Below are 20,627 nucleotides of genomic sequence, written 5' to 3' on the forward strand. Positions count from 1 at the left end.
CGATGCTGGCTTTAAACGATGCAGCCGTTTTGGCTGATGTAGTCTTGGGCAGAACAACTCAAGGAGTGATCAATGCCTGTCATTTCCACGCTTACCCTCAACCCGGCGATGGATCTGTCCGTCAGCACCGCCCGCGTAACGAGCACGGAGAAGCTGCGCTGTTCGTTGCCGCGCCATGACCCCGGCGGTGGTGGCATCAACGTCGCTCGGGTGGTCAAGACCCTGGGTGGCGATGCAATTGCGGTCTATCCCGCGGGCGGTCCCTTCGGCGATCTGCTCAAGCGCGCGCTGGATGAGCTGGACATGGTGCATCGACCGGTCCCGATCGCGGGTGACACGCGTGAAAGCTTCACCGTGGACGAGTCCGAGACGGGGCTGCAATACCGCTTCGTACTGCCTGGCCCATTACTATCGGCTGAGGAGCTGACGCGCTGTCTCGACGCGCTGGCCTCGCTTGAGCCATCGCCTAGGTATCTGGTGCTGAGCGGGAGCTTTCCGCCAGGCGTCCCCGTCAGTTTCTTCGATGATCTGCTCCTGCTCGCGCAACGCATCGGTGCAAGGCTGGTCGTGGACCTGTCCGGCGAACCCCTGGCCTACGCTGCTCGCCAGGGTGGTGCATACCTGATGAAGCCAAGTCTCAGTGAGCTCGCGGCGATCATGGGCTACTCGATCACAAGCGAGGCCGAGCAGGAAAACGCCCTGCGCCTGCTGCTGGCACAGGGCAGTGCGCAGGTCATAGTGCTGTCCCTCGGCGCAGATGGAGCATTGGTTGCCTGGGGCGAGCAGCTGCAGCGGCTGCGTTCGCCCCGGGTCCCTGTGGTCAGCGCGGTGGGTGCGGGCGACAGCATGCTCGGTGCCATCGTGCTGGCGCTGGCGGAAGGACGCAGTATCGAAGAGGCCGTGCAGTTCGGTATCGCCGCGGGCAGCGCAACCGTCATGCGTCCCGGTACCGAGCTTTGCTACCGCGAGGATGTGCTCCGATTGCTGCAGCTCGGGGATGGCCAAGGCTAGTCGATCCAATTCACGCGCGGGAATTTAGCGGCAAACGCCTCAGGCATGGCGACGACACGACTTTGCGCATAGTCGTAGAAGACGAAGCCGGATTTGGCCATGGCAATCAGGGCCCCATCGGCCGGGCGGGTGATGCGAAAGGTGATATCGCCGCCGTACTTGTTGAAATCCATGACGCCCACCTCGAACAACAAGGCATCCCGTGCATGGGCTTCGGCTCTGTAGGTGGTGGCCAGGTCGGTGACGATGATGCCACCCCCGTCCTTGCTGGTCTCGGCGATGCCATAGGCAAACAGGAAGCGCGCACGGGCCTCGGAAATCATCGAGATCATCGAATCGTTCGCCAAATGGTTGCCAGCATTGATGTCGGTGATGCGTACGGTGAGCTGGGTGCTGAAGCAGAACTGGTCTTCGGGAAACTGGAGGGTCAGGCGGGCCATGGTGCTCTCTTGCTTGGGCTTGTTCCGGGCGCTGGGTAACGGCGCGACATGGGCGCGGATTCTACGTGTCCGCGCACCAGGCCCAAACAGGATTCAGCCTGCGGATGACCCGCCTTGCGTCGATTGCACGGGTGCGTCAGGTAATGCGCTGGCGGATGCCCTGCAGGCGCTCATCGATGATTGATCATCCGCGCATGGCATTCGGCTGGTGCCAGGTGCGCTGATACGTTTGCGGTGCCGCTCGGCTGCGACTCGACTGAGATGGTTGCCGAGCAACACCAGGCAGGCGGCCAGGGACAGGGCTATCGATATTTCCATGGGCATCTTCCTCTGTTCGGAATTCAGGCAGCAGGCCGCTGCTGGCGCTGGTAGAGAAATTCCAGCACCTGCGCGCGGCAGGCGTGATAGCCGGCGTCATGGGCCAGCATCATGCGATCCCGCGGGCGTGGCAGGTCGACGCGCAGAATGTCGCCGATGGTCGCGGACGGCCCGTTGGTCATCATCACGATGCGGTCCGAGAGCAGCACGGCTTCGTCGACATCGTGGGTGATCATGATCACCGTGTTGCCGAGGTCGGCGTGGATCTGCATCAGCGAGTCCTGCAGGTGCGCGCGGGTGAGCGCATCGAGGGCGCCGAAGGGCTCGTCCATCAGCAGCACCTTGGGCTGCATCGCCAGCGCCCGGGCAATGCCGATGCGCTGCTTCATGCCACCGGAGATTTCGCTGGGGCGCTTGTGGCGGGCGTGGGTCATGTGCACCAGGTCGAGGTTGTGTTCGATCCAGTCGCGCATTTCCCGTTTGCTCTTCTGGTCCTTGAAAACTTCCCGCACCGCCAGCTCGACGTTCTCGTAACAGCTGAGCCACGGCAGCAGGCTGTGGTTCTGGAACACCACCGCGCGCTCCGGGCCCGGTTCGTTGACTTCGCGACCGTCGAGGATGACGCCGCCGGTGGTGGCCTGGTAAAGCCCGGCGACAATGTTCAGTACCGTGGACTTGCCGCACCCGGAATGGCCGATCAGCGAGACGAACTCGCCCTTGGCGATGCGCAGGTTGACGTTCTGCAGCGCGCAGTAGAGTCCCTTGTCCGTGGGAAAGCTGATGCCGACGCCGGTGAGTTCGAGATGGGTAGGGTTCATCGTTATTTCCTCAGCGCAGGTCTGCGTTCTTGTCCCAGCTCACGCGGCGCTGGAGCATCAGCATGATGCGATCCAGGGCGAAGCCGATCAGGCCGATGACGATCACCGCGACCATGATCCGGCCGAGCGAGTTGGAGCTGCCGTTCTGGAACTCGTCCCAGATGAACTTACCGAGGCCCGGGTTCTGCGCCAGCATCTCGGCGGCGATCAGCACCATCCAGCCGGTCGCCAGCGACAGTCGCAGGCCGGTGAAGATCATCGGAATGGCAGCCGGCAGGACGATGCGGCGCACATGGCTGAGCGGCGACAGGCGCAGCACGCGGCTGACGTTGGTCAGGTCCTTGTCCAGATTGGCCACGCCAACGGTGGTGTTGATGACCGTGGGCCAGAGGCAGCACAGCGCGACGGTCAACGCTGAGGTGACGAAGGACTTGGCGAACAGCGGGTCCTCGCTGACATAGACGGCGCTGACTACCATGGTGACCAGCGGCAGCCAGGCGAGTGGTGAGACCGGCTTGAACACCTGGATCAAGGGGTTGATGGCGTTGTACACCGGCTTGCTCAGGCCGCAGACGATGCCCAGCGGCACGGCGATCAGCGAGGCGAGGGCGAAGCCGGCCATCACCGTGTACAGGCTGGTGAAGATCTGCTCGAAGAAGGTCGGCTTGCCGGTGTAAGGGCGAATCTTGACGGTGGCATCGGGGTTCTTCGCCAGCGTCGCGGCGTTGCGTTCTTCCTGGCGCTGGTAGAAGGCGGTGGCCTTTTCCCGCGACTGGATGTGCGCATCGACCAGCCCGTTGAATTGCTTGGCCACCTGGGTCGGACCGGGGAACTGGCCGAGGCTGGTCTGGATGTTGCTCGCCACCAGCTGCCAGAACAGCAGGAAGGCGAGCACGCCGACGACCGGCATGATGACCCGGGCGAGCCAGCGCTTGAGGCGGACCTGACGGGCCACCTCGAGGGTTTGTTTGATGTTTTGCACGACGGCTGGGTTGCTCATCGACATGTCCTCCTGGGTTGGGAGGCCTGCGCCTCCCATGCGCGGGATCAGAGCGTGGTATCGCCTTTCAGGCCGATCGCGAACTGTTCGAGGTAAGCGTTGGGCGCGTGGCCGTCGTAGGTGATGCCGTCGATGGTGTCGGCCAGCGGTTCGCGGATGCCGTCTTCGTCGGCGGGCGGCACGTCTTCGGCACTGAGCAGGCCGTCGGCGATCAGCTCTTCGGCGGCCTGGCGGTAGATTTCCGGGCGGTAGACGCGCTTGGCGGTTTCCAGGTACCAGCTGTCCGGCTTGGCTTCGGCGATCTGCCCCCAGCGGCGCATCTGTGTCAGGTACCAGATGGCATCGGAGTAGTAGGGGTAGGTGGCGTGGTAGCGGAAGAAGACGTTGAAATCCGGTACTTCGCGCTTGTCGCCCTTTTCGAACTCGAAGGTGCCGGTCATCGAGTTCGCGATGACCTTGGCATCGGCGCCGACGTATTCCGGCCGCGAGAGGATTTCCACGGCTTCCTGGCGGTTGGCGTTGTTATCTTCATCGAGCCACTTGCCAGCGCGGATCAGCGCCTTGACCAGCCGCTTGTGGGTTTCCGGGTTCGCTTCGGCCCAGGCCTTGGAAACGCCGAAGACCTTTTCCGACATGTTCTTGCGGATCGCATAGTCCGCCACCACCGGCACGCCGATTCCCTTGAACACGGCCTGCTGGTTCCAGGGCTCGCCGACGCTGTAGCCATGGATGGTGCCGGCTTCCATGGTCGAAGGCATCTGCGGCGGCGGGGTGACCGAGAGCAATGCCTGGGCATCGATCTGGCCGCTGATGTCGCCCTTGGCAGGCGCGTAATAGCCCGGATGGATGCCACCGGCTGCGAGCCAGTAGCGCAGCTCGTAGTTGTGAGTCGAGACGGGGAACACCATGCCCAGATTGAACGGCTTGCCGCTGGCCTGGAACTGTTCGATGACCGGCTTGAGCGCGTCGGCCTTGATCGGGTGCACGGGCTTGCCATCGGCCATCGGCACCTGGGGCTTCATCTGCTCCCAGACGGCGTTGGACAGGGTGATGGCGTTGCCATTGAGATCCATGGTGAAGGCGGTGATGATCTCGGCCTTGGTGCCGAAGCCGATGGTGGCACCGATCGGCTGGCCGGAGAGCATGTGCGCCCCGTCCAGTTCGCCGTCGATGACACGGTCCAGCAGAACCTTCCAGTTGGCCTGGGCTTCGAGCGTGACGTACAGGCCTTCGTCCTCGAAGAAGCCCTTCTCGTAGGCAATCGCCAATGGCGCCATGTCGGTAAGCTTGATGAAGCCAAGCTTGAGTTCTTCTTTTTCAGGTTCGGCAGCCCAGGCGGCCATAGGTATCAATTGCAGCAGGGCTGAGCAGCCAACGCTGGCAACCAGCGCTTTCAGTAGCGTACGGCGGGTCTTGCGCATGATTCATCCCTCAATCGCGAAACGAAAAAAGGCGTCACGGACACACCCTCTGCAAGCGCAGAGCGAGCACCGTTGACGCCTTTGTCAATTCGTCCCGATCACCGCCGTTGGCGACCCGAAGACGTGGTGCCAAGGTGATTGCAAGGGGCTTGCCAGATTCATTCTCGGCGTAGATCAGTTCTGAAACGCATTAAAATACAGGTGGTTAGCGATTGTGCATGGCGGATGGCTGGGTGCTGGTGGCCAGTTGGTCGAGCGATGAGAAGAGCGAAACTCGTGCAAAGCGCAGAAACCTGGCGCCTTTTTGGTTCACGGCGAAGCGACATGAGACGTTGTTAGGAACTGCTTATCAGCACTGCGCAGGTGAGGGTGGTGGGATGTTGTGCCATGGGTGGGGCGGGCGAACAAGTTCGTCCCTACAGAAAGCGCCATGTGGATGTAGGGACGAATGATTTGTCCGTGGCACTCACTGTCCCAGCAGATCATTCATCGCAATGATCTGCTCGGCGACCTGGATCAGCTTCTGCTGGCGGCTCATGGCCTGGCGGCGCATGAGGGTGTAGGCCTCTTCCTCATTGCAGTTGCGCATCTTCATAAGCATGCCCTTGGCCAGTTCTACGCGCTTGCGTTCGAGCAGTTGCTGGTCGCGAGCGTGCAGTTGCGCACGGATGGCCTGGTCACTTTCGAAGCGCGCCATGGCCACGTCGAGGATCGGCTTGAGGCGCTGGGCCTGGATGCCTTCGACGATGTAGGCGCTGACGCCGGCACGGATCGCCTGGCGCATGGCGTCGGGGTTTTTGTCGTCGGTGAACATGACGATGGGGCGGGGCTGGTCACGGGTGACCATGACGACCTGCTCCATGACATCCCGGCCCGGTGAATCCGTATCGATCAGCACGACATCCGGGCGGACGGCTTCGACCCGTTCGGGCAGGTCAATGGTCAGGCCGGACTCTTCGATGACTTCGAAACCGGCCTCGATCAGCGCATCGCGCAAGCGGCCAACCTTGCGTGGGGTGTCATCGATCAGGAGAACACGAAGCATGGCTGTCTCCCTTTTCAAGGCTTGCACAGCGATGGAGTGCCCGTCAGGGCATGCAGGGCAAAACTGCGCGCGTAGCCGGCAGGATCGCTGCCATCCCAGTAGCTGCCGTCCATGAGCCTGGCGCTGCGCATGGGGGACGCGGGGACGGGAATGCCCAGAGCGGTCGCTGCATCGCGGTACAGGCTTGTCTGCTGCACGCTCTGAGCTACGGCGAGGTAATCCGGATCTTCACGAAGCAGGCCCCAGCGACGTAGTTGTGTCATGAACCAGAGGCCGTCGGAGTGGTACGGCATGTTTACCTCACCGTCACCGAAGAAGCGCAGTGGGTGTTTGTCCTGCCAGGCATGACCGAGGCCGTCTTCATACTGGCCAAGGAAACGTGGTTCGATGGCTGCGACGGGCGCATCGACATAGTCGCGGCCGGCTATCAGCTGCGCCGTGCTGCGGCGGTTCTCCCTGCTCTTATCGATGAAGCGGCTGGCCTCGAGAATGGCCATGACCAACGCGCGGGCGGTGTTGGGATAGTGGTCGACGAATTCCTGGGTACAGCCGAGTACCTTCTCCGGATGGTCGGCCCAGATCGACTGGCTGGTTGCGATGGTGAAACCCATGTCCTCTGCAATAGCCTGCGCACCCCAGGGCTCGCCGGCACAGAAGCCATCGATGCGACGCGCCCGTAAATGGGCCACCATCTGCGAGGGTGGCACCACCAGCGTGCGGACATCGGCTAGCGGGTGAATGCCGTGAGCGGCCAGCCAGTAGTAGAGCCAGAGCGCATGGGTGCCCGTGGGAAATGTCTGGGCGAGCGTGAGTTTTGCACCACTCTGGCGCACGCATTGGCCAAGCGCATCAGGATCGATCACGCCAGCGGCTTTCAGTTCACGGGACAAGCTGATGCTCTGCCCGTTCTGCGCCAGCCCCATAAGCACCGCCATGTCCTTGGGGGCACCGCCACCTATGCCGAGGTGCACGGCGTAAACCAGCCCGTACAGCCCGTGCGCGGCATCGAGTTCGCCTTCGACCAGCTTGTCTCTCACGCTGGACCAGGAACTCTGTCGGCGAAGATTGAGCGTCAGCCCATAGGGCTGCGCAAAGCCCTGCGTCGCTGCGACGATCAGGGATGCCGCATCGGTCAGCGCCATGAACCCCAGGTTTACTACGTGCTTTTCCGGCGCGTCGCTGCCGGCTACCCAGGCCTGGGCATCAGGGCGGGGCGAGGGGGAAAAATCGGTCATGCTGAGAAGTACCCGTTGCCGTGCGAAGCCCGCCCGCTGGTTTATGGGGGCTGAGGAGAGCTGAAACCTGTCAATGGATTAGCAAGCCACATGCCATGCAGGCGCAAGCCGCTCTGGCCGCAACGCCCATTCCGCCGGGGTTGGCCGATCAGCGGGGATACAAGGGCGGGAGAGTACCGGTTTCCTGACCGTCTTCAGTAGCCTGGCTTGCCGGCAGGCTCTGGATGGCTTGCCACAGGGCGTCGCCTTGCCAGCGTTGGCCGGTCTCGCTGTAGAGCGCGCCGTTGAGTCCATCCAGCGCCTCGGACAGCGGTTGGAAGCGCGCAGCCATGTCGGCGAGGGTTTCGGGTTGCTGGCGGGCCCAGGCGTCGAGGGCCTGGCGGGTGGCCTGGGTGTCGTTGGCCATACAGGCGCGTTTGAGATCGTCGAGCAGGCTGCGTGGAGTCGGCCCGGACTGAGCCGCACGGACTACCGCGGGTTGGCTGCGTGCGTGCAGCCACAGGCCGAACCCGATCAGGGTTGTCAGCGCCAGCAATGCGCTGCTCAGCTGCCAGGGCCAGAGCCTTGCCACATCCCGCTGTTCGGACACGTCGGCCGGCTCGATCACAGGCTGTTGCAGTTCGGGGTTGTCAGCTATCTGGAGGCTGCGCGCGGGCAATACGGTGCGTTCCAGACGATCTTCCAGGGTGTTCCACCAGACCAGTTCGATAGCTTGGAGCTGGAAGTCGCCAGCGCGCGTCGCCACCAGGGCTTCGCGCTGCTCAATGCTACCGCTGATGCCATCAGCGGTAATTTCGTTGTGCAGGCTCGGCTGGTCAGGGTAGCTGCGCAACCCGGGAATTCGGGTTGCCTCTATGGGAGGGAGTTGGCTGCTGGTCAAGCCGTTCGCCTTGAGCATCACGCTGCGGGTCAACGCCTCGCCAAGCTGTGCTTCCCCAGGCTCGGGGCTCCAGGCTTCGACCAGCGTCAGCCCTCGGGCAGGGAGCCAGGGCGCGTCGGCGGGATAATCGGCGGGCTTGGGTTTTACCATCAGCGGGATCGTCGGGGATTTCACCTGCGTCGAGCGCCCGAATCGCGATCCGTAACGGTCCCCGGCCGCAGGCGCGACCGTGGTGGCGCTGAACAGCTGAGCGGGGATCGTCAGCTCGCCGCTTTTCTGCGGGAATATCGCATAGCGGATCTCGATCACGCCGTGACGGACCCCGTTGATGTCCTTTTCGTAGGTGCGTGGCTCGCCCAGCCGCTCCACCAGCGCGTCGCCCATCTGTAGCGGCGAGAGCGTGCTGTCGTCATAGAGCGATACCGAATGGTAGATGCGCAGGGTCAGTAGGACCTGCGCCTGCACATAGGCAACTTCCTGGTCGAGGCTGGCGTCGATGAAAATCGGGGCAAGCAGGTCCGCAGCGCTGGCGCTGGATTCGGTGACATGCAAGGTGATGGGTTCGCTATGTGCCTCGCCGAGCCGCAATGGAGGGATGACGACATAGCCGGTCTGCCGCGGTTGCAGGGTAACCTGCCACTGGGTGACTGCCCGAGCTTCGCCGTTGCTACCGGACAGCTGGTTGTTCTGGCGGGTGCCGGATACCTTGAACAGGCTATCCAGCGGCTGCAGGTCGGGCTTGCCGAATGCGGTGGCATCAGCAGTCTCCAGGGTCAGCTCCACCGTTTCGTCCAGGCTCAACTCGGTGCGGTCCACCCGAGCGACAAGGGTTGCGGCGTGGGACGGCAAGCCCACCAGAAGCACAAACATCAGTGTCATCCGCCGGATCATCGCTTCAATTCCTGACGTTTGCGTTGTTCAAAGAGAAACTTGCGGCGTAGCAGCTCGCCGGGATCGTCCGGAATCCTGCGCAGCCATTGGTTCATCGCCTGGTCCTGCTCTGGATCGAGGGATTGCTCCGGTGCTTCGGCCAGTGTTTGTTCCGCAGTCGATGGTTCGGGTTCGGCAGAGGCCTCTGGCAATGCTTCGCCCGGCCTCTGCGTTTCCTCTGCCAGAGGTTTCGTGGGTCCGTCCGGCGCGTCGTGGGACGACGCTTGCCCTTTGCTCGCCTGTACCTGACTGCCCTGTTCGGCTTCGCTCATGGACGCCCGGTCCATCGGCTGGTCAGAGACGTCGTTTTCCTCCTGGGCCTGCCGTTGCTGCCGCAGCGCTTCTTCCACGATGGCCTTGTTGCGGCGTGCTATCTCAAGGTTCGGGTCCAGCTCCAATGCTTGATCATAGGCTTCGATGGCCGCTTGCAACTCGTCGTTGCGTGCCAGGGCATTGCCTCGGTTGTAATGGGCAGCGGCTGTATCGCCTTTAGCGAAACTTTCCGCCGCTCCGGCGAAGTCTCCTGCTTGATAGCGAGCGTAGCCCTGCCACTGATGGTCCCTGAACGTCTGGGCGGCTTCGTCGGGGCGTGAGGATTCGAGCAGGCGCATGCCTTGCTGGTCAGGACGCCACCACAGATCGTCCATGCTCATGGCGCTGGCCGGTTGCGGTAGAAACAGAACCAGCGGCAGGCAGAACAACCAGCCTCGGCGACCGGCACAGGCCGCCAGCAACAACAGGGGAAGCAGCAGCCAGTAGCCCTGATCGTGCCAGGCATCGAGTCGGGTGGTGTCTTCCTGCGCCAGCAGCTTTGCGCTGCGTTCGAGCAAGCCGAGGTTGCGTAGGTCGTCATCGTCCAGCCGAGCCTGCTGATAACGGCCACCCACGCGGCTCGCGAAACGGCGCATGGCGCTGTCATCCAGCCGGGGAATGACGATAGCGCCCTTGTCGTCCTTCATGAAGCTTCCGTCTGCAAGGGGAACCGGGGCGCCTTGTTCGGTGCCGATGCCCAGCAGAAGAAGCTGCTGGTCGCTGTCTTCGAGCATCTGTTCGATGGCTGCGCGCTCAGCCTCGTTCAGGCTGCTGCCGATGAACAATAGACGGCCACGTCCATTGGCCCCTCGCTGAAGCAATTCCATGCCTTGCGCCACGGCAAGATCGGCGCGATGACCGGATTCAGGCATCAGGTCGGGCTTCAATACCTCCAGCAGGTTCTGGGTGGTGGCCATGTCGTTTGACAGGGGTACCAGTGTATGGGCGCTTCCTGCGAACACCACCACCGCTGTCTGCGCATCCTCGCGCCGTTGCAGCAGATCGAGGACCTTGCGCTTGGCCTGCTCCAGCCGACTGGGACCAGCATCGGTCGCCAGCATGGCCGGAGTGGTTTCCAGCAGTATTACCAGTGGATCGGCGCGAGACAGGCTCGGCTGCTCGACGTGCTGCCAGCTTGGGCCGAGCAGGGCCAGGCACGCCAGCAGCCAGGCGGAGCCGAGCAGTACCCATGGCAGCTTGCTGTTACGCAGCTTGCCGCGGGTCAGCAGCGCGGCATGGAAGGCTTCGGGCAACAGGCGCTGCCAGCGGCCTGTCTGGCGCTGGCGATGCCATAACCGCCACAACAGCCAGATCGGCAGCGGCAGTGCGAGGAGCCAGAATGGCCGGAGCAGGTGTGGCAGCAAATCGCTCATGACGGCCTGCTCCAGCCGGCAAGGCGACGAAGCGCCTGGTGCCAGAGGCTTCGCGCAACCAATAGCCAGCTCATCAGCAGTGCGGCAGCCAGTGGCCAGGCATAGAGCGCAGTGGCCACCCGGGCCTGCGCGGCTTGTTGTGCGGCCGGTTCGAGTTGATCCAGCGTCTGACCAACCGCTTCCAATTCCTCATTCGAACGGGCCCGGAAATACTCGCCGCCGGTCTCAAGGGCGATTGCGCGAAGAGTGGTTTCGTCGAGATCACCGCCTGGGTTGAAGCCAAATCGGCCGAGCATGCTCTCGTCCGCTTCAGCACCGATGCCGATGGTATGTACCTTGACGCCTGCCGCTGCGGCGAGGCGCGCGGCCAGCAGAGGGTCGACTTCGCCTCCGTTGTTGGCGCCGTCCGTTATCAGCACCAGCACTCGGCTTTTGGCCGGGCGCTCGCGCAGGCGTTTGACCGCGAGCCCGATGGCGTCGCCGATAGCCGTGTTGCTGCCGGCGATGCCAATCACGGCTTCGTCCAGCCAGGTGCGCACCGTTTGCCGGTCAAACGTCAGCGGCGCCTGCAGGTAGGCTTTGCTGCCGAAAAGGATCAGCCCGACGCGGTCGCCGCGCCGCTCACTGATGAAGTCGCCGATCAGACGCTTGACCAGCTCCAGCCGGCTGATTTCCTCGCCTTGCCATTGCATGTCGGGGTAGTCCATGGAACCGGACACGTCGACCGCCAGCAGCAGGTCGCGACCACTGGTAGGAATCGGCAGCGGCTCGCCAAGCCATTGCGGTCTGGACGCGGCAAACAGCAACAGCAACCAGATCAGCAGAAAGGGCAATTGCTGACGCCAGCTGGGAAGTGCGATCTTGGCGCGTCGCCCGGCCAGGCTTTCCAGCTCGGCCAGAAAACCCACCTTCAATGCGGCGTCACCGCTTTCCGATACCGGCAGGAACCAGCGTAAAAGCCATGGCAGCGGAAGCAGCAGCCAGACCCAAGGCCACGCCAACTCAAACATGCTTGCGGATCCAGATCTGCACGGATTGCTCAAGCCCCTGTATGGCCTTGTCATCCAGGCGACACTCGGCACGGTATGCACCCTCCACCAGTACCATCCAGCGTGTCAGACCCGCTGCCGGGCACCGATTGTCGAGGAACGCCAGCCAGGCTCTGCCGCTCAGCGTGTGCGGATTGTCATCCGGATAGCGAATACGGCACAGGCGCTTGAGCAGCGCATTGATTTGCTGCAGCCAGTGGCTGGCGGGCTGGCCACCATATGGCTTGCTCAGCTGGGCAAGTTCCAGCAGGGCAGCCTCGCGTTGAGGGTCAAGCGTCGGTTCGGTGGTGGAAGTCTCGTCTCGCTTCAGATGCCGCAAGGGGCGCAGTCGCACCAGCAGGACGATGCTAAGAAGCAGCGCGCCAAGGAACCACCAGCCGGGTGCCAATGGCCACCAGCTTACCGGGGCGGGCGTAATCAAGGGTTCCAGTTGGTCGAGGCTGTTCATCGGTGCGCTCCCGGGTGCTGAACGCTCAGGTGTTCCCGGAGCTGATCGACCAGCTCTCGCTCTGTATTGAGCGGCATCAGGGGCACTCGCAGTCGATCAGCCAGGCGCCTCCAGCGCGCACTCCGGGCTTCACCCTGTAGCCGGTAGCGTTGCCGTAGCGCAGCGTCATGAGTGTCCAGTTCCAGCCGCGCACCGAACTGCGCGAACCGCAGCAGTCCGGCTGCCGGTAGGCTATGGTCGAGGGCGTCGCATACCGGGATCAGCAGCAGGTCGACGTGACGTGCGAGCAGACTCAGCTGCTGCTCGGCGGCATCGCTCAAGGCACGTTCATCGCAGACGATTACGGCCAGGCTGCCGGGGCGTAGCACCTCGCGAGCGCGTCTAAGCGCAAGGCCAAAAGCATCGGGGTCATGAGCCTGATCGGCTTCGAGCAGCGCATTGGCGCGGGCGAGGCGATCAAGCAGCTGGAGCAGGCTCTGCTTGTGGCGACGCGGCTTGATTTCATGCTGGTCGCCATGACCGAAGACCAGCCCACCGACGCGGTCGTTGTGGCTCAGCGCGGCCCAACCCACCAGGCTGGCAGCCTGCGCGACGATCACGGATTTAAAGGCCATCCCGCTGCCGAAGAACAGGCGCGGGCTCTGCTCGACGATCAGATAGATCGGCCGCTCGCGCTCCTCATGGAACAGTTTTGTATGGGGCTCCTGGGTACGCGCCGTGACGCGCCAGTCAATGGTGCGGACGTCGTCACCTGCCTGGTAGATACGCACCTGATCGAAATCCACACCGCGTCCACGCAGTTTGGAATGGTGCAGGCCGACCAGTTGACTGCGTCGTTGCGGACTGGAAAACAGCGGAACCTCGCGCACTCGATGGCGCATGTCGATCAGCTCGGCGAGGCTCACCCGTATGCCATCGTTGGTTTCGGGCGGCACTGATGTGCCCCCGGTGGCACGCAAGGGGGACATCAGGCCACCGCGACCACGTCGAGTATGCGCTGCAGCACGCGATCCTGATCGATACCGGCTGCTTCGGCTTCGAACGACAGGATCAGGCGGTGGCGCAGGACGTCGAAGAGAACGGCCTGGATGTCCTCAGGGCTGACAAAGTCCCGACCCGCGAGCCAGGCATGGGCGCGGGCGCAGCGATCCAGGGAGATGGAGCCGCGCGGACTGGATCCATAGGCGATCCAGCCAGCGAGCTCGGCGTCGAACTTGGCAGGTGTACGGGTCGCCATGACCAGCTGAACAAGGTACTCCTCCACCGCATCGGCCATGTACAGACCGAGGATTTCCTTGCGCGCGGCGAATATCGCCTGCTGGGAGACTCGGTGTTCGGGTGGGGTTTCGCCATGGATGGCCTCACCCCGAGCTTGCTGGAGGATACGTCGCTCCACCGAGGCATCGGGGAAGCCCAGCTTCACATGCAGCAGGAAGCGGTCGAGCTGGGCTTCCGGCAACGGATAGGTGCCTTCCTGCTCGATTGGGTTTTGCGTCGCCATCACCAGGAACAGCGGCGACAGCTCATAGGTACTGCGACCTACGCTGACCTGCCGCTCGGCCATGGCCTCGAGCAGAGCCGATTGCACCTTGGCTGGCGCACGGTTGATTTCGTCGGCCAGCACCAGGTTGTGAAAAATGGGACCCTGCTGGAATACGAAACTTCCGGTTTCCGGCCGGTAGATCTCGGTGCCGGTAATGTCAGCCGGAAGCAGGTCTGGCGTGAACTGGATCCGGTGGAACTCAGCCTCCAGCCCGCCGGCAAGCTCCTTGATTGCACGTGTTTTCGCCAGACCCGGCGCGCCTTCCACGAGTAGGTGTCCATCGGCCAGCAAGGCGATCAGCAGCCGCTCGATCAGGCGTTCCTGACCGAAGATCTGGGATGAAAGAAACTGTCGCAGCGCGACTATGGCTTCACGGTGATCCATCGCTGAGCTCTTCTGAAGGGGCGTGCCGGGGCGAGTGCCTGGCGGCCTCGACTTTAATTCATTTGCCGATGTACAGGCTATGCGCCGTTCGGCAACTTCGGCAGCCGCAACTGCTGCGTCCACGGAACGCTCCGGGGAGGCGACGCAAGTCGGTTAGCGAAGCGATTCGACGACCGCAGCCAGTGTTCGTCATGTTTCTGGAATAATGTGACTGCCGGGCCACTGGCGGCGCCAGAGAAGGGTAGTGTCGCGTTTTCGCAGTCGCTGTTTTGCTGGGCTAACGTGGAACTTACACGTTGCGTTGCCAGTCAGGTCCCGCGACTGCCTTAGTCGAATTCCAAGCCAGAATGGAGCGAAAAAATGGCGTTCTTTACAGCTGCCAGCAAAGCCGACTTTCAGCAACAACTGCAAGTGGCGTTGGCGCAGCATGTCGACGAGAAACTCCTGCCACAAGTGGGACTCTTCGCCGAGCAATTCTTCGGTATCGTCGCTCTCCCCGAGCTTACCCAGCGACGCATGACCGACCTGGTTGGCTCCACGCTTGCCAGTTGGCGTCTGCTGGAGCGTTTCGACCCGGGCAGTCCGGAAGTGCACGTGTTCAACCCTGACTACGAAAAGCATGGCTGGCAGTCGACCCATAGCGTGGTCGAGGTATTGCATCCCGACATGCCGTTCCTCGTCGATTCGGTACGAATGGAACTGACGCGCCGTGGTTACGCCATCCATACCTTGCAGAACAGCGTATTGCAGGTTCGCCGGGATGCCGATGGCAGCCTGGTTGAGCTGCTGCCCAAGGGCAGCTCGGAGGATGACAGCAAGGCCGAGTCGCTGATATTCGTCGAGATCGACCGCTGTGCCAGTGCCGCTGCCTTGCGCGAGCTGGAGCAGTCGTTGCACGGCGTTCTGGCCGAGGTGCGTCTGGCCGTGACCGATTTCCCGGCGATGAAGGCCAAGGCCGAAGAACATCATGCCCGCCTTGGAACGCTGCAGCTGGCCAACGAAGCCCAGCTGGCCGAAAGCATGGACTTCATGCGCTGGCTGGCCGACGACCATTTCACCTTTCTCGGCTATGAAGAGTTCACGGTCATCGACCAGGGGGATGGTGGGCGCATCCTGTATGACGAGTCGTCGCTGTTGGGCCTGTCGCGCATCCTGCGCACCGACCTGCAGCAGGACGACCAGCTGATCATGCCGACGGCTTTGGCCTACCTGCGTGAGCCGCTGCTGCTGTCGTTTGCCAAGGCGGCGACCCCGAGCCGGGTGCACCGACCGGCCTACCCGGATTTCGTGTCGATTCGTGAATTCGACGAGCAGGGCCGGGTGACTCGGGAATGTCGCTTCCTCGGACTGTTCACCTCATCGGTCTACACCCAGAGCGTGCGGCGGATCCCTTACATACGCAGCAAGGTCGCTGAGGTCATCAAACGCTCCCAGTTCGACGATTCGGCGCATCTTGCCAAGGAGCTGACCCAGGTACTGGAAGTGCTGCCGCGTGACGAGCTGTTCCAGATGACGCTCGACCAGCTGTTCAGCACTGCCATCGCCATCGTCCAGATCCAGGAGCGCAACAAGCTGCGGTTGTTCATGCGGATCGATCCCTACGGGCGATTCTGCTACTGCCTGGCGTATGTTCCCCGTGACAGTTACTCGACCGAGACCCGCCTGCGTATTCAGCAGGTATTGATGGATCGCCTGGAGGCGAGCGGTTGTGAATTTTCTACTTATTTTTCTGAATCCGTCCTGATCCGCGTGCAATTCCTGTTGCGCCTGGATCCGAACAAGCAGGTTCAGTTCGATCCGGTTCAGCTGGAGAACGAAGTGGTACAAGCCTGCCGTACCTGGCAGGACGACTATACGAGCGTGGTCATCGAGCGCTTTGGCGAGGGGCAGGGCACCGGCATTTTGGCTGACTTCCCGAAAGGCTTTCCCGCCGGTTATCGCGAGCGTTTCGCGCCCCACTCAGCCGCGGTCGACATGCAGCATGTGCTGAGCCTGAGCGACGAGCGACCGCTGGTGATGAGTTTCTACCAGCCGATCACGGCGGTGGAGAATCGCCTGCATTGCAAGCTGTACCACCTGAACTCGCCGCTGCCCTTGTCGGACATGTTGCCGATTCTCGAGAACCTTGGTCTGCGGGTGCTGGGTGAGTTTCCCTTCCATCTGCGGCGCAAGGACGGTCGCGAATACTGGATTCATGATTTCGCGTTTACCTATGCCGAAGGGCTCGAAATCGATCTGATGGAAATCAATGAGCCCCTGCAGGATGCCTTCATTGCGATCCATAACGGCCAGGCAGAAAACGATGCCTTTAACCGGCTGGTGCTGACGGCGGGCCTGACCTGGCGGGAAGTGGCGCTGTTGCGGGCCTATGGCCGTTATCTCAAGCAGATCCGCATGGGCTTCGACCTGGGGTATATCGCCAGCGCATTGCTCAACCATACCGCCATTGCCCGCGAGCTGGTGCGCCTGTTCAAGATGCGTTTCTATCTGGCGCGCAAGCTCGGCGAGGACGATCTGGCCGACAAGCAGGCGCGCCTGGAGCAGGCTATCGTCACGGCTCTGGATGACGTCGCGGTACTCAACGAGGATCGCATCCTGCGGCGTTACCTGGCCCTGATCAAAGCAACGTTGCGGACCAACTTCTACCAGACCGATGCCAGCGGCAAGGCAAAAAGCTATTTCAGCTTCAAGCTCGACCCCCGTTCGATTCCGGAAATGCCGCGCCCGGCACCCAAGTTCGAGATATTCGTTTATTCCCCGCGTGTCGAGGGCGTACATCTGCGCGGCGGCAAGGTCGCACGGGGCGGCCTGCGCTGGTCCGATCGTGAAGAGGACTACCGCACCGAGGTGCTCGGCCTGGTCAAGGCGCAGCAGGTCAAGAACGCCATCATCGTGCCCGGCGGGGCCAAGGGCGGTTTCGTCCCGCGCAGGCTGCCAACGAGCGGTTCGCGTGACGAGGTGCTGGCCGAAGGCATCGCCTGCTACCGGATATTCATCAGCGGCCTGCTGGACATCACTGATAACTTCAAGGACGGCAAGGTGGTGCCGCCGGCCAACGTATTGCGCTACGACGAAGATGACCCCTATCTGGTGGTGGCAGCAGATAAAGGCACCGCCACCTTTTCCGATATCGCCAACGGTATCGCTGCCGAGTACGACTTCTGGCTGGGGGATGCCTTCGCTTCAGGCGGATCAGCTGGCTACGACCACAAGAAGATGGGTATCACCGCCAAGGGCGCGTGGGTCTCGGTACAGCGTCACTTCCGCGAACGAGGAGTCGACGTGCAGCGCGACCCGGTCAGCGTCATCGGGATTGGCGACATGGCCGGAGACGTATTCGGCAATGGCCTTTTGATGTCCGAAACCCTCCAGCTGGTTGCCGCGTTCAACCACCTGCACATCTTCATCGATCCGAACCCGGATGCCGCCCGCAGCTTCATCGAGCGCAAGCGCCTGTTCGATTTGCCGCGTTCGTCATGGACCGACTATGACGCTTCGCTGATTTCAGCGGGCGGTGGAATATTCCCGCGCTCGGCCAAGCGCATCACGATAACGCCGCAGATGAAGGCACGCTTCGAAATAGAGGCCGATCAGCTGACTCCTGCCGAACTGATTCACGCGCTGCTCAAGGCACCGGTGGATCTACTCTGGAATGGCGGTATCGGGACTTATGTGAAGAGCACCGCCGAAAGCCATGCGGATGTCGGCGATAAGGCCAACGACATCCTGCGGGTCAACGGCAACGAGCTTCGCGCCAAGGTCGTTGGCGAGGGTGGCAACCTGGGCATCACCCAGCTGGGACGGGTCGAGTACTGCTTGCACGGCGGCGCGGCGAATACCGACTTCATCGACAACGCGGGCGGAGTGAACTGCTCGGACCATGAGGTCAATATCAAGATCCTGCTCAACGAGATCGTCAGTGCCGGCGACATGACGGGCAAGCAGCGCGACAAGCTGTTGTTCGACATGACCGATGCGGTCTCCGAGCTGGTGCTGCATGACAACTACAAGCAGACCCAGGCGTTGTCACAGGCCGAACACCGCGCTCGCGAGGGTGGGGCCGAGTACAAGCGGCTGATCAGTGCGCTCGAAGCGGACGGTCTGCTGGATCGGGCACTGGAGTTCCTCCCAACCGACGAGGTCCTGGCTGACCGTGCCTCGCTTGGTAAAGGGCTGACCCGTCCAGAACTGTCGGTCCTGATCTCCTACAGCAAGATCCATCTGAAGGAAGCCTTGCTGCAATCCCGCGTGCCGGACGATGCCTATCTGGCCCGCGAGATGGAAAGTGCGTTCCCGCAGCTGCTGGCTGAGCATTACCGCGATGCGATGTTGCAGCATCGCCTCAAGCGCGAAATTGTCAGCACCCAGATTGCCAATGATCTGATCAATAACATGGGTATTACCTTTGTTCAGCGCTTGCATGAAGCAACCGGGCTGAGCGCAGCGAATGTCGCCGGGGCCTATGTGATCGTCAGGGACATCTTTCACCTGCCGCACTGGTTCCGCCAGATCGAGGCGCTCGACTACAAGATCCCGGCTGAACTGCAGTTGAACCTCATGGATGAACTGATGCGCTTGGGGCGTCGGGCCACGCGCTGGTTCCTGCGCAACCGTCGCAACGAGCTGGATGCAGCCCGCGACGTCGGGCATTTCGGGCCGCGCGTCGCCGCGCTGGGGCTGAAGCTCGACTCCCTACTGCAGGGCGCCACGCGTGAGCTATGGCAGGCACGCTATGAGCGCTACACCGAAGCAGGTGTTCCGGAGCTGTTGGCGCGAATGGTCGCCGGGACCAACCATCTGTACACGCTGCTACCGATCCTTGAAGCCGCTGACGAAACCGGCCAGCCCCCGGCGGAGGTCGCCGCAGCTTACTTTGCTGTAGGCGGAGCATTGGAACTGCCGTGGTATCTGCAGCAGGTGACCAGTCTGCCCGTGGAAAACAACTGGCAAGCCCTGGCGCGCGAGAGCTTTCGTGACGACCTGGATGGTCAACAGCGAGCGATCACCGTGTCGGTGCTGCAGATGAGCGGGGCGCCGGACGCACTCGATGCGCGGGTACAGCTCTGGCTTGAGCAGCGTCAGTATCAGGTCGAGCGCTGGCGCAAGATGTTGGTCGAGCTACGAAGCGCCACGACGGTTGACTATGCAATGTATGCGGTTGCCGGTCGTGAGCTGCAGGACCTTGCCCTGGAAAGTGCACGTCGCTAGTGCGCACCAACCGCCAGGCAGGCTGGCGGTTTGAATGGAAAGCCGGCGCGATTGCGCCGGCTTTTTCTTTGGCGTGCCGCACTGATGCAGACCGCGCCGGAGACAGTGCCAGCCAGGCACACTGCGCGACCCGGCGATGGTCAGTCTGGCTGAGAGGGCTGCCGGCCCAGGCGAAAGCGCGTTATCTGCGGCAGATCGCGCAGGTAGCGAACCATGTCCGGCGCGCCGGCCAGCTTGAGACCCTCGCCCAACGCGTTGGCTGAAAAGTCGCTTCTCTCCAGCAGTAACAACTCGGAATTGCTGGCGCTGCGCAGCAATGTCAGGCGGGCATAGGGCGCCTTCGCATCAAGCAGCAGATTCATGAAGGTGCGGTCACTCCAGGCTTGTGCAGGCAAGGTGATCGCATGGTATTCGTTATCCAGCGCTTGCAGGCCAGACGCGTCCAGGCGGTAGTCGGTCAGCTCGCAGGGCAGGGAGATCTCGAGTCCGCGAAGGCGGGCATAAGCGATGGCGCAAGCGAAGGCTTCGCTGTGGTGTTCACCTGCCCAGTAGACGCGTTCACCGAGCCAGCTGGCCTGTCGCAGTTCGAGGGGCGCGTTGGCCTGGAAGTCGGGCAGCGCTGCACTGAGCGTTTTTACGAAGTCCTTGTAACTGATGACCCTGAGCTGGCGGCAGGCCGGAGTGGCGGCGAAGGCTTCAAAGGTCGGGTAGATCTGGCCACTGCCATTCTGGCCGCTGAGTCCGTCTATCTGGCGCAGATCGAAAGCCTGGAAAAAGCTGACTTCCTTGCGTACCAGGCGCGTCAGGGCGGCATGTGCACGGGCCTTGTCTTCCTGGATCGGGCCGGACAATGCGCCACGTGGCAGGTCGGCGAAACGCTGAAGGCAGGGGCCGTCTTGCCAGAAGATGCCGGGAGAAGGTTCTTCCAGCGGAGCGAAGGGCAGCCTGATCTGGCTGGCATGTTCGAGCGTCTGGCGCGGCGATTTGCCGGTCAGTCCCAGGCGTTGCGCTAATCTGGCGATTCGGGAGGTCACGGACGGCATTGCCTCGGGCAGGCTCATCATGATGCATGGGCTCGATGGGCTACGGTATAGGCATGACAGGGCCTAGATCCGTGTGTGCTGGCATCAAGCTTCTGCTGCAGAAGGCAGACGTCTGGAGTCTGGATATAGGTCATGCACCAATGTGGCAAAATCGCTGCACTGTTCATTG

The 20,627-nt window shown here is 62.4% G+C and carries 15 protein-coding genes; 2 read left to right on the plus strand and 13 right to left on the minus strand.

Going from position 1 to position 20,627, the window contains the following annotated elements; all coding sequences use genetic code 11:
* Positions 1 to 72 precede the first annotated feature (72 nt).
* A complete protein-coding gene (locus AC4LFW_RS05555) occupies positions 73 to 1,011 on the plus strand; it encodes a 1-phosphofructokinase family hexose kinase (RefSeq protein ID WP_491818203.1) in 939 nt (312 codons plus the stop codon).
* Here AC4LFW_RS05555 and AC4LFW_RS05560 read toward each other — a convergent pair.
* From AC4LFW_RS05560 to AC4LFW_RS05615, 12 genes are all read right to left on the minus strand, one after another.
* Entirely contained in the window at positions 1,008 to 1,451 is a 444-nt protein-coding gene (locus AC4LFW_RS05560) for a thioesterase family protein (RefSeq protein ID WP_491818204.1), read from the minus strand. The two genes, AC4LFW_RS05555 and AC4LFW_RS05560, sit on opposite strands and share 4 nt — an antisense overlap.
* Before the next feature lie 341 nt (positions 1,452 to 1,792).
* Complete coding sequence (locus AC4LFW_RS05565; protein WP_491818205.1) at positions 1,793 to 2,587, minus strand: ABC transporter ATP-binding protein; 795 nt, start codon at positions 2,585 to 2,587, stop codon at positions 1,793 to 1,795.
* 10 nt (positions 2,588 to 2,597) lie between these two features.
* Entirely contained in the window at positions 2,598 to 3,587 is a 990-nt protein-coding gene (locus AC4LFW_RS05570) for an ABC transporter permease (RefSeq protein WP_491818206.1), read from the minus strand.
* A 47-nt stretch (positions 3,588 to 3,634) separates the two neighbouring features.
* Positions 3,635 to 5,008 (minus strand): CmpA/NrtA family ABC transporter substrate-binding protein, encoded by a 1,374-nt coding sequence (locus AC4LFW_RS05575; RefSeq protein ID WP_491818207.1) that lies wholly within the window; start codon positions 5,006 to 5,008, stop codon positions 3,635 to 3,637.
* A 466-nt stretch (positions 5,009 to 5,474) separates the two neighbouring features.
* Positions 5,475 to 6,053: an ANTAR domain-containing response regulator gene (locus AC4LFW_RS05580; protein WP_491818208.1), complete on the minus strand. Its 579-nt coding sequence runs from the start codon at positions 6,051 to 6,053 to the stop codon at positions 5,475 to 5,477.
* A 14-nt stretch (positions 6,054 to 6,067) separates the two neighbouring features.
* Complete coding sequence (locus tag AC4LFW_RS05585; protein ID WP_491818209.1) at positions 6,068 to 7,288, minus strand: CmpA/NrtA family ABC transporter substrate-binding protein; 1,221 nt, start codon at positions 7,286 to 7,288, stop codon at positions 6,068 to 6,070.
* Between the two features lie 148 nt (positions 7,289 to 7,436).
* Positions 7,437 to 9,059 carry a BatD family protein gene (locus tag AC4LFW_RS05590; protein ID WP_491818210.1) on the minus strand — a complete coding sequence of 541 codons (1,623 nt, stop codon included), beginning with the start codon at positions 9,057 to 9,059 and terminating at the stop codon, positions 7,437 to 7,439.
* Positions 9,056 to 10,783, minus strand: coding sequence for a VWA domain-containing protein (locus tag AC4LFW_RS05595; RefSeq protein ID WP_491818211.1), 1,728 nt, complete (start codon positions 10,781 to 10,783; stop codon positions 9,056 to 9,058). The genes AC4LFW_RS05590 and AC4LFW_RS05595 overlap by 4 nt, the downstream gene beginning before the upstream one ends.
* On the minus strand, positions 10,780 to 11,793 hold the full coding sequence (locus AC4LFW_RS05600; protein ID WP_491818212.1) for a VWA domain-containing protein: 1,014 nt from the start codon (positions 11,791 to 11,793) through the stop codon (positions 10,780 to 10,782). The genes AC4LFW_RS05595 and AC4LFW_RS05600 overlap by 4 nt, the downstream gene beginning before the upstream one ends.
* Positions 11,786 to 12,280: a DUF4381 domain-containing protein gene (locus tag AC4LFW_RS05605; protein ID WP_491818213.1), complete on the minus strand. Its 495-nt coding sequence runs from the start codon at positions 12,278 to 12,280 to the stop codon at positions 11,786 to 11,788. Before AC4LFW_RS05605 ends, AC4LFW_RS05600 begins: the two co-directional genes overlap by 8 nt.
* Entirely contained in the window at positions 12,277 to 13,248 is a 972-nt protein-coding gene (locus AC4LFW_RS05610) for a DUF58 domain-containing protein (protein WP_491818214.1), read from the minus strand. Before AC4LFW_RS05610 ends, AC4LFW_RS05605 begins: the two co-directional genes overlap by 4 nt.
* Positions 13,248 to 14,207: an AAA family ATPase gene (locus AC4LFW_RS05615; protein WP_491818215.1), complete on the minus strand. Its 960-nt coding sequence runs from the start codon at positions 14,205 to 14,207 to the stop codon at positions 13,248 to 13,250. Before AC4LFW_RS05615 ends, AC4LFW_RS05610 begins: the two co-directional genes overlap by 1 nt.
* Before the next feature lie 360 nt (positions 14,208 to 14,567).
* On the opposite strand from AC4LFW_RS05615, the gene AC4LFW_RS05620 reads away from it, so the two are divergent.
* The gene (locus tag AC4LFW_RS05620) at positions 14,568 to 19,415 is read left to right on the plus strand and encodes an NAD-glutamate dehydrogenase (protein WP_491818216.1); all 4,848 of its coding nucleotides are present in this window, start codon (positions 14,568 to 14,570) and stop codon (positions 19,413 to 19,415) included.
* A 140-nt stretch (positions 19,416 to 19,555) separates the two neighbouring features.
* On the opposite strand, the gene AC4LFW_RS05625 is transcribed toward AC4LFW_RS05620, so the two are convergent.
* Entirely contained in the window at positions 19,556 to 20,479 is a 924-nt protein-coding gene (locus AC4LFW_RS05625; protein WP_491818217.1) for a DUF6685 family protein, read from the minus strand.
* Positions 20,480 to 20,627: the final 148 nt, after the last annotated feature.

The organism is Stutzerimonas sp. C6.4V (genome assembly GCF_058536345.1).

Excerpts from the sequence above, each read along its gene's own strand:
- AC4LFW_RS05555 (WP_491818203.1), top strand. The coding sequence starts at position 73 with ATGCCTGTCATTTCCACGCTTACCCTCAACCCGGCGATGGATCTGTCC.
- AC4LFW_RS05560 (WP_491818204.1), bottom strand. The coding sequence starts at position 1,451 with ATGGCCCGCCTGACCCTCCAGTTTCCCGAAGACCAGTTCTGCTTCAGC.
- AC4LFW_RS05565 (WP_491818205.1), bottom strand. The coding sequence starts at position 2,587 with ATGAACCCTACCCATCTCGAACTCACCGGCGTCGGCATCAGCTTTCCC.
- AC4LFW_RS05570 (WP_491818206.1), bottom strand. The coding sequence starts at position 3,587 with ATGAGCAACCCAGCCGTCGTGCAAAACATCAAACAAACCCTCGAGGTG.
- AC4LFW_RS05575 (WP_491818207.1), bottom strand. The coding sequence starts at position 5,008 with ATGCGCAAGACCCGCCGTACGCTACTGAAAGCGCTGGTTGCCAGCGTT.
- AC4LFW_RS05580 (WP_491818208.1), bottom strand. The coding sequence starts at position 6,053 with ATGCTTCGTGTTCTCCTGATCGATGACACCCCACGCAAGGTTGGCCGC.
- AC4LFW_RS05585 (WP_491818209.1), bottom strand. The coding sequence starts at position 7,288 with ATGACCGATTTTTCCCCCTCGCCCCGCCCTGATGCCCAGGCCTGGGTA.
- AC4LFW_RS05590 (WP_491818210.1), bottom strand. The coding sequence starts at position 9,059 with ATGATCCGGCGGATGACACTGATGTTTGTGCTTCTGGTGGGCTTGCCG.
- AC4LFW_RS05595 (WP_491818211.1), bottom strand. The coding sequence starts at position 10,783 with ATGAGCGATTTGCTGCCACACCTGCTCCGGCCATTCTGGCTCCTCGCA.
- AC4LFW_RS05600 (WP_491818212.1), bottom strand. The coding sequence starts at position 11,793 with ATGTTTGAGTTGGCGTGGCCTTGGGTCTGGCTGCTGCTTCCGCTGCCA.
- AC4LFW_RS05605 (WP_491818213.1), bottom strand. The coding sequence starts at position 12,280 with ATGAACAGCCTCGACCAACTGGAACCCTTGATTACGCCCGCCCCGGTA.
- AC4LFW_RS05610 (WP_491818214.1), bottom strand. The coding sequence starts at position 13,248 with ATGTCCCCCTTGCGTGCCACCGGGGGCACATCAGTGCCGCCCGAAACC.
- AC4LFW_RS05615 (WP_491818215.1), bottom strand. The coding sequence starts at position 14,207 with ATGGATCACCGTGAAGCCATAGTCGCGCTGCGACAGTTTCTTTCATCC.
- AC4LFW_RS05620 (WP_491818216.1), top strand. The coding sequence starts at position 14,568 with ATGGCGTTCTTTACAGCTGCCAGCAAAGCCGACTTTCAGCAACAACTG.
- AC4LFW_RS05625 (WP_491818217.1), bottom strand. The coding sequence starts at position 20,479 with ATGATGAGCCTGCCCGAGGCAATGCCGTCCGTGACCTCCCGAATCGCC.